The 3,403-nt window shown below is 28.0% G+C and carries 3 protein-coding genes; 1 reads left to right on the top strand and 2 read right to left on the bottom strand.

All coding sequences use genetic code 11. The features are described 5' to 3' along the window. Together B0E44_RS16035 and B0E44_RS19055 are read right to left on the bottom strand one after the other, a co-directional pair. The coding region (locus B0E44_RS16035) for a LytTR family DNA-binding domain-containing protein (protein WP_077377554.1) at positions 1-560 on the bottom strand (560 nt) is incomplete at its 3' end. A 1,199-nt stretch (positions 561-1,759) separates the two neighbouring features. Further along, positions 1,760-1,897: a RagB/SusD family nutrient uptake outer membrane protein gene (locus B0E44_RS19055; protein WP_254423311.1), complete on the bottom strand. Its 138-nt coding sequence runs from the start codon at positions 1,895-1,897 to the stop codon at positions 1,760-1,762. Positions 1,898-2,552: 655 nt separating this feature from the next. On the opposite strand from B0E44_RS19055, the gene B0E44_RS16025 reads away from it, so the two are divergent. Continuing rightward, positions 2,553-2,804 (top strand): hypothetical protein, encoded by a 252-nt coding sequence (locus tag B0E44_RS16025; protein ID WP_124019363.1) that lies wholly within the window; start codon positions 2,553-2,555, stop codon positions 2,802-2,804. The last annotated feature ends 599 nt before the right edge of the window (positions 2,805-3,403 follow it).

Here is a 3,403-nt window from a genome sequence, read left to right as displayed (position 1 = left end):
GATACATATTCTTTACCACTTATGACATGGAATGTGGCATACTTGCTATCAGAACTTAAATACATTATATCACTCGTTTTTATAAGTTCAATTTTGTCCATTGAGGCGACTGCAATATAATCTTTATTATTAGAGATTTCTTTTTCAATTTTATTAATTTGTGAGCCTTTGCTAAAATCAAAATAATTTTGCTGCTGAAGTTTCTTTATAGCTTTGTTTATTGAAAGAACTAGTTCTTCAATGATAATTGGTTTAAGTATGTAATCAATTGCATTATATTTAATGGCTCTTAAAGCATATTCGTCATGTGAGGTTACAAATATAATTTGTGCTTTATTAATTGTAATCTGATCTAAAACCTCGAAAACTTCTTTACCGTTAAGCCTAATATCCAGCAGCAGTATATCAGGTTCATTTTCGTTTATAATCGCTACTGCATCCGTGCTCGTGAGTGCTTCACCAACTACAATAACATTGATACAATATTGTTCAATAAAATGTTTTAAAAGTAAAATATTATTTACCTCGTCCTCCACTAGTACAACTTTATAAGTATTCATAAATTCACTTTTTTGAGTATTTATAATATGTTTGCAAATTAACCTTATGTCAAAAGAATGGATTATTTAAATCCTAATTATTAGTTTAACTTATGTTCCTGTGCATTTGCCATCTTATTTAAGGTCTCCTACTTTAAGAATGATAGTATCTTTGCGAGAAGATTCATTTATTACGTTTATTTATTCATTGAAAATTTTTGTTGACCGCGATTGGTAAAGACATTATTTAGTAAATCAATACTTCAGTCTTAGTTCAGTAACTAGCATAGTAGGTGCTAACAAGTATTTATTTATTTATTTATTTATTTATTTATTTATTTTTTATTTGTATTAGAATATTTAAACAGCTTGCAATACACTTTTTGAAATATTGAGGTTTTAAACTACTCATTATGAAATTTTTATGCATCCTTGCTAATGATTTTTTTTGCTGTAAATGAATATGATTTATTGAAATAGAAACCAATTATCGTCACCGCTTGTCTATATTAATAAGTTAATTAATTTTTAGAAATTGTAATCTTAGCATTCAACATTACAAGATTACTGGCTCAATTTTGCATTAATTTATTTAAATATTCATGATAATGTAGTTAACGGTCAATTTTGGTGAGTAATGGTCGAATTTTTAGCATTAACGTATTTAAAAATTTTCTTAATTGTTTAATATTGATCTGCAATGTAAGATGAATTTTAAAGTCGTTGCATTTAGTAGAGAAAATCATTAAAAAAGTTCGACAATCAGCGAAGTCAGGATAACTTTTTCTTAATCAATAAAATGATGTTTTCGATAATTTACAGATTGTAGTCCTCTAATTTTATTTGATAAATCTTGAACAATCATTTTAAATAGTTTATACGTCCATATTAAATGCCTTTTTTTGGAATTTGAAAACAAAAAAAGGGAATCCGAAGGGAAATGCACTTTTTAAAAATAGGTTAATAAAAAAAATATATTTTATAAGTTGTCATTCTAAATACACTTGATGATCCTGTAAAAGTATAAATGGTGATAGTATAACTTAATCGAAAGTTTTTTTTACATACATAAAGTTATATAGGGTAAGCCCTTCTTCAATATCTTTTTGAATAAAGTCAAACACCTCCTGAACTGTGTTTCGTTTATATAGTGTAATAAGCTCTATTTCTGGTTCTGTAACATAAGGAATGCCCAAAGTTGTGCCTGTAGTAGCTGGGTTTTAACGTTTTGACCATAAATTAACTAACATAAAATTCGAATAGGCCCTTGCTAATAATGCTTCTCCTTTTTGAGGATTCAGACTGCTTAGATTTCCTAATTCATCAATTGCTTGGAATGCGGTATTTGCATGAGCAATTGCTTTATAACAAGTATCCCAATAATACGCTTGAGTGTCTATATCAGTAGTTTCGGCTTGAATCGCCTAATTGTAGTTTTGTTTGTTTTTTGGTAATGTTGTGGGTAAACCACTATCAAATACATTATCAGACATTGTTTCTGCAATATCAAAATAACTCATTTGCGGGTAGGCATAAACTAAAACTTCAGAAATTTTTTTCAGGAGTATTTATTTTGGTTCTATTATCGGGTTTCTCAGAAAGAAAATCATCACAACTACTAACACCTGCAAGCATTAAAAGTAATAGTGTTGTTTTTAAGTTTTTCATATATTTATAATATTAAAGAGCAGATGTGCTAATAAACGTTTTAAATAAAACTTACTTAAGTTAAAAATATTCTTGCTAAATATTGTTGTCTAGGAAGAAAAATGGTATGGGTCGGTATTTATATGTAATCCCTGTTAAAAGACAATATTAATGTATTATATAAACTGAAACAGTATAAACCTGCTTTTAAATCTATTATTTATTTGGATTTTATCATTATATAAATTATAATCAATAGTTTAGAAGTGATAAATGGGAATTCGAAGAATAGTAAATTGTTTGATTGGACAGCATTTTATAATAAAAATAAAGAAATTATAGAAGATCCAGATTCTTAATATAGCAATGACATCTCCGATGGGATACGATTATATTGAGAATTATATTTTTGGGCATGGTGCTTATACAGAATTTACTGAAGAAAATGATAATGCGGTGGAGAAAGCACAATTTTTTGAAGAGGCTGATTCCTGTTTCTTAGCACTATGGAAGATTAAGACTCTCAGTGCTGAAACTTATTGCAATACGATTATCAGCGAGAAGTTTAATTATGGAGTTATTACAACTGTAGAAGTTTACTTAATTAAAGCAGAGTGACTAGCTCGTGATAAGAAAATTAGTTTAGCATTAGATGTTTTGAACGAGGTTCGTGGAACTCGCATTTTACCTTTTTTTTACAAAGATATTATCATGGCAGATAAAGATACCGCAATGAAGGCCATTTTTAAAACAAAAAATAACTAGCTTATTTTGATAATAATTCCGTTTGCAGATGCTAGAAGATTAAATAGGGAAGGGGTTTACAAAGTTAGTTTTCAAAGATATTTAACGGACAAAATTGCTTTTTTTACCTAATTTTCACTTCTGGACAATGCCGTTTCCAGAGGGGGCTAAACAAAGTCCGGGTAATGGTACTACTACTTAAAACGTAATTAAATGAGAAAAAATCAACTTTTTCTATACACATTTTTCTATTATTTTTATAATAAAAGTTAAATCACTTCTGGTAAATATTGATTAATAAAATGGAAGTCTTTGAAGCCATTATTCTTTTATCTTTATAAATCTGTTAAATAAATCTTGTTTTCTTTTAGATATGGGTAGAAAAGTTCCGTTAACCAGTTCACAGTAAGCTCCATCTTTTTTAATAATTCTCAGGGTATATTTTATATTGATTATATAGGACTTATGAATTC

Origin of the sequence: Flavobacterium sp. A45 (assembly GCF_002001005.1) — a bacterium.
GTDB lineage: Bacteria > Bacteroidota > Bacteroidia > Flavobacteriales > Flavobacteriaceae > Flavobacterium.
Note: the sequence above shows the minus strand (reverse complement) of the source record. Positions and strands in the feature narration are given on the sequence as shown.

What these genes read in the sequence shown, in the direction of transcription:
- B0E44_RS16025 (WP_124019363.1), top strand. Translation starts at nt 2,553, where the DNA reads ATGACATCTCCGATGGGATACGATTATATTGAGAATTATATTTTTGGG.